General features: G+C 49.5%; 4 protein-coding genes. 2 read left to right on the top strand and 2 right to left on the bottom strand.

The genetic code is table 11. The features are described 5' to 3' along the window. Positions 1–1,289: hypothetical protein (locus HOK28_04740; protein ID MBT6432375.1), on the bottom strand; the 1,289-nt coding region annotated here is incomplete at its 3' end. A 392-nt stretch (positions 1,290–1,681) separates the two neighbouring features. Between HOK28_04740 and HOK28_04735 the strand changes: the two genes are divergently transcribed. Next, positions 1,682–2,119 (top strand): hypothetical protein, encoded by a 438-nt coding sequence (locus HOK28_04735; GenBank protein ID MBT6432374.1) that lies wholly within the window; start codon positions 1,682–1,684, stop codon positions 2,117–2,119. 59 nt (positions 2,120–2,178) lie between these two features. Then, on the top strand, positions 2,179–4,380 hold the full coding sequence (locus HOK28_04730) for a PAS domain S-box protein (protein MBT6432373.1): 2,202 nt from the start codon (positions 2,179–2,181) through the stop codon (positions 4,378–4,380). Here HOK28_04730 and HOK28_04725 read toward each other — a convergent pair. Then, positions 4,381–5,062, bottom strand: a 682-nt coding sequence (locus HOK28_04725) for a hypothetical protein (protein ID MBT6432372.1), incomplete at its 5' end; no start/stop codon positions are given.

Raw genomic sequence — 5,062 nt, 5'->3', positions numbered from 1 at the left:
GTGATGATTTGTTTTTCAAGCGCCTTTGCTTTGATTCTCTGTGGATCAATACCGCCGCCATCATCGCTGATTTCGATGTTAACCATACCACCTTCGTGAAATGCGCGGAGTACCAGCTGACCCTCTGCAGGCTTGCCGTTTTCAACGCGAACTTCAGGAGGCTCAATACCGTGATCTACGGAGTTTCGAACCAAGTGTGTTAGCGGATCTTTAATGGCCTCGAGCAGCGTCTTATCGAGTTCTGTTTCCACACCTTCCATCTCAATTCGAACTTGCTTTCCGCAAGTGTGTGAAAGGTCGCGTACAACTCGAGGAAACTTACTCCAGATGTTACCGATTGGCTGCATCCGGGTTTTCATGACCTCTTCCTGCATCTCCGTCGTGATGAGGTTGAGTCTTTGAGAAGCTGCGAGAAGGTTGGTGTCGATATCTTCGTGCAGTGCTGTAAACTGAACAATTTGGTTTCGTGCCAGTACAAGCTCACCGACGAGGTTCATCAAAGTATTGAGAACTGCAACATCAACACGGATGCTGCTTTCCGTTAATCCGCCTGACGTTTCCGTGCGCTTGGGCTTTTTAGAAGCAGCAGTTGATTTCTTCTTGGGCTTTTTCGGATCATCTTTTTCGCCGTCTTCGGCCTTTTGGGCTTCTTCAGGCTTAGCCTCTACCGCCGCTTTTTCAGCCGCAGGAGGTGTAGGTTCAGGCGTTGCCGCTTCAATAGCGGTTGGTTCTGGAGTTGGTTCTGGAGTTGGTTCTGGAGTTGGTTCTGGAGTTGGTTCTGGAGTTGGTTCTGGTGTTGGTGCCGCGACTGGCACCTCAGCCGCCGTTAGCACTTCTGGCGTGACTTCAGGAGCCTCAGCGGTCGGTTCTTCAGGGCTGGCTTCCACTTTTCCAGCTGGTCCTGGTGCAGACTCGCCTTTTTGGAGACGCTCCAACCATGCAACGAGTTCTGAGTACTCGCCTTCGCCTTCTATTCCAAGCTCTTCAATTTGAGCCATCATCTCTCGGATGGCATCAACCGTGGCCAAGAGGGCACTGGCGATATCGGAGTTGACCAGTAGTTCTACATCACGAAGCTTACTTAATAAGTTTTCTGAGGCGTGAGATACCGATTCTAGTTTTGAGAAGCCGAGAAACCCGCAAGTACCTTTAATGGTGTGCAGGGTTCTAAAAATTCGCGCGAGAACATCCGCTGATTCAGGATCTTGTTCTAGGGCAACCAAGTCCCTATCCATCTCGTCGAGGTTTTCGTAGCTCTCAACAAGGAACTCTTTGACTACGTCATCCATATCGCATCATCCTGCTCACCCTGGTTAACAACGGGTGATTATCGACTGTTGCTACTCGTCTCTATTTCCAAGCTTCTTGGAAGAGCGAGTTTCCCCAGTTTAATAGACTACTACCATCATTGAGGTCGCTGCCAGTTTCCACTTTGTCAGTTTAAACCCCACAACTCGGTAAACTATCCCCAGTTACCTGCTTCGACTGAGTCCGCAATTTCTTCTAACCACAAGGTCGGAATTGGCTCCGGACGTTGGTCTAACAACTCAAGAAATCATAGGTGATGACGTAGGGGCAGGCAAGAATTGGGTTTTAATAGGCACTTAGGCTCAAATCGGTAGAGAGCGGATGACGAGGTAATGTTGCGGGTCGCGATCGTGGCTCGTATAATTAAGGTACAATGGCACATCCACTTTACACAGGTCTGAACTTTCGCACCCGGATGGCGATGCGTGTTCCCATAATGATTGGGATCGGCTTTTGGACACTGATGTTGATGCTGGTCGTGAACCTAGCCGTTTTTGGTGAGCATTTTATGCCACCTCAGGCTTACTTGGGGATTTTGTTCTTCCTTTACCTCTTTGGCGGCGTCAGTTTTTATTACTTCTCAATATCCATCACGGTGGATACGGGGGGGGTCACCATGATCGGCCCAGGGTCGTTTCGATGGGTACCTTGGAAAGATGTTCTCAGCGTATCGGTGATGAACCCTTATTTCCCGGGCTATGAAGTGATCACACGAGGTGAGGCGTTTGGTTTCAGCGGAATGGTATTTTCCGAGCATAAACGGCTCTACGACCTGATTGTGGCCTATTCCAAGCATGGGGATCGGACCTAAAACTGAGGCAGATGCTTCTGATCCTTTATTAAGCAGTCATTTTTCCGTAGTTTGCCGTTATGGCGAAGTCCAGTTCACATAGTGCTGATGCATACGTTGCTTTTGTAGCGCCGGCTGATGTTTTAAAACATTGGCGTGAGCAAGTTGAGATTGGCCTACCTGAGGTTGAGGCGCGATTTGCGACTCGGTGCGACAAGCTTACCAACCTCGACAACCTTCAATGGGTATGTGTTCATCCTACAAGTACAGACACAGGTATGGTCACTTTAATCGACCAAGGCGTCGAGACGATCGTTTCTACCGCTCCATCACAATTAAAAGCCATCCGTGCCCATTTTGAACCTGAATCAACCGAGCGGTTGATGGATGCGCTTGAATACATCGACGAAGCCATAGAGATCCTAGACGACCGTGGGCGAATTGCCTACGTCAACCGAGCCTTTGAAAAGCTGACGGGTTATGAGCGGGACGACGTTTATGGGAGCCAACCTGAGAAGCTCTTTGAAAATCAATTTGAGGATGCCGAGGCTTATCGCTCGGCAACGCGCGCTCTAGAAAAAGGCGAGAGCTTTCGGGGAATGACTGTTGCGCGCAGAGCCAATGGCGCCTTGGCGCACCAGGAACTTACCTTCTCACCGCTTCCCGGAAAATTTAAGTCCAGCCGAGAATGCGTCACTTTACGCAGAGACATCAGTCGCCAGGTTCGCTCAGAGCTTGCTTTGCGGGAAAGCGAGAAGCGCTACCGTGTCTTGGCAGAGAATGCTACGGACATCATCTGGACCGCTCGAATGGACGGACTGATTGATTATTGCAGTCCTTCGGTGAAGCGCGTTTTGGGAATATCGGTTGAACAAGCCTTGGACCTTACGCTCGATGATTTTTTACCTCTCCATGCACTCGACCATTTAGAACAAGCTGATCTCATTAGCAGCGGTGCGATTGAAATGCTTACAGAACCCATCACTGTGCAGGTAGAACAAAGTAAGCACGACGGTTCGATTATTTGGCTGGAAGCACAGGTCAGTCTCTTGATGGGACCTGACCACGAGCCATTAGGTGTTCTGGGGGTTAGCCGAGATATCTCCGAAAGGCGCCGGGTTGAAACTGAAAGAGCAAGTCTTGAAGCCCAGCTCTTACAGGCTCAAAAAATGGAAGCCATCGGTCGTCTTGCCGGTGGTATCGCCCACGACTTTAATAATTTACTCACAGGTATCAGCGTGTCGGCGCAGCTCTTATTAGAGGCTGATGACATCGGTGAGGATGTGGTTTTAGATGTAAAAGATATTTTATCCGCTACTGACCGCGCTACCCGCCTTACCCGTCAATTGATGGCGTTTAGTCGCAATCAGGTCGTAGCGCCGCAGCGGGTCGATGTGAATTCTGTTGTGTCTTCTTTTGAGAGAATGCTTAGCCGGCTGATCGGCGAAGATATCTCAATGGAGTTCATGCCGACCGATCAAGGTATGTGGATTGAAATTGATCCGATTCAGCTAGAACAGATTATTGTAAATCTCGTTGTGAACGCGCGGGATGCAATGCCTGGCGGGGGAGACTTAACCATCGCGGTAAATTCGACCGATCTCAATCGCGACGCGCTGGGCGGCTGGGATGCGGAACCGGGGCGGTTTATTTACCTAGAGGTTCGAGATACGGGCCAGGGCATTGCAGAAGAAGTTCGAGGGCGAATCTTTGAACCATTTTTCACCACGAAGGATGCAGGCAAAGGAACCGGACTTGGCCTTTCAACCGTTTATGGAATTGTAAAGCAAAATGGTGGTGTGATTCGAGTGGAGAGCTCAGAAGAGGCAGGCACTTGTTTTAAAGTTTTCCTACCGGCTCAAGAAGAACCTCCTCGTCCTAAAGCTGAGAAGAGTGTAACCGAATTTGAAACGGGTACCGGCCGAGTGCTGGTGGTTGAGGATGAGGAGATAGTACGCTCGTTGGCGCGCCGATTACTTCAGAAGCAAGGCTATGAGGTGGTTGAAGCAATCAGCGGAAATGAGGCGTGGGAATTGTGTGAAACTCAAAGCCTTTCTTTCGACTTGGTCCTCACCGACGTGGTCATGCCTGGGATGAGTGGTCCAAGACTCATTGAAAAATTAAGAGCGATCCGCCCTGATGTAAAAGTGATTTATATGTCTGGTTATGTGGATGAAGAGTTGGAGCAAGATGCTCTTGGCAAGCCCAACACCTGCTTTATTCAAAAACCATTCAACGTGGGTGCATTACTCGATTTAATCAAAAATCTATTGGGAACATAATCAAGAAGGGCCGGCCGCTTGAAGCTCGAAGTTATGTAGCCACAGGCTCATCGCTACAGCCTGACTGAGTCTCTCTTGGGCTCTGCCGAGAACAGGTAGTGAATCCGGTTGAAGATTTTTATCATCGATGATGCCTGAGAGTGGTCCGCAGGCACGGCCAATCACATTGCAATAGATTCGCTTGATTTGTAGACCGTCTCGTTTGGGCCGTTTTACCTTTTCAAAAAGTCGACGAGTGATTTGGTTCCAGGTTCCAAGGATGTAGTCTTCGCCGGCAAACTCGTGCCAGGCTTCCAAGAACTCTGTTTGAGTAGCACCCTCGAAGATGGTCTTGGGTGTAAGACCCATCCAGGCTATTTCTTCATCACTTGGCTGATAGGTATCAGCGTCCGTGGGCCGGATACCCATAGAGAATGTTTGCCCGGTTGAGGGCTTATGGGCTGTCCAGTAATAGAGTTGATGCGGTTGTTTTGTTTTGGGTTCTCGAAAGAATTCACCGTAACCAACAATGAGTTTATCGAAGTCTTCTGAAAAAACGGTTGGGAGGGGTTTTCGTTCCTGTTTTTTAGCGGTCCGGCGCCTGGGCCCAGCGGGATGAGTTTTCTGATATTGGACTTGTTGGGCAATCATTTGGTGGAAAGCAGTGATCAGGTGTTCAAGATCGGAGTTGCTGGGTTCCATG

The organism is Deltaproteobacteria bacterium, assembly GCA_018668695.1.
Taxonomy (GTDB): Bacteria; Myxococcota; XYA12-FULL-58-9; order XYA12-FULL-58-9; family JABJBS01; genus JABJBS01.
Note: the sequence above shows the minus strand (reverse complement) of the source record. Positions and strands in the feature narration are given on the sequence as shown.

Coding starts and splice junctions, on each gene's coding strand:
- HOK28_04735 (MBT6432374.1), top strand. CDS start 1,682: ATGGCACATCCACTTTACACAGGTCTGAACTTTCGCACCCGGATGGCG.
- HOK28_04730 (MBT6432373.1), top strand. CDS start 2,179: ATGGCGAAGTCCAGTTCACATAGTGCTGATGCATACGTTGCTTTTGTA.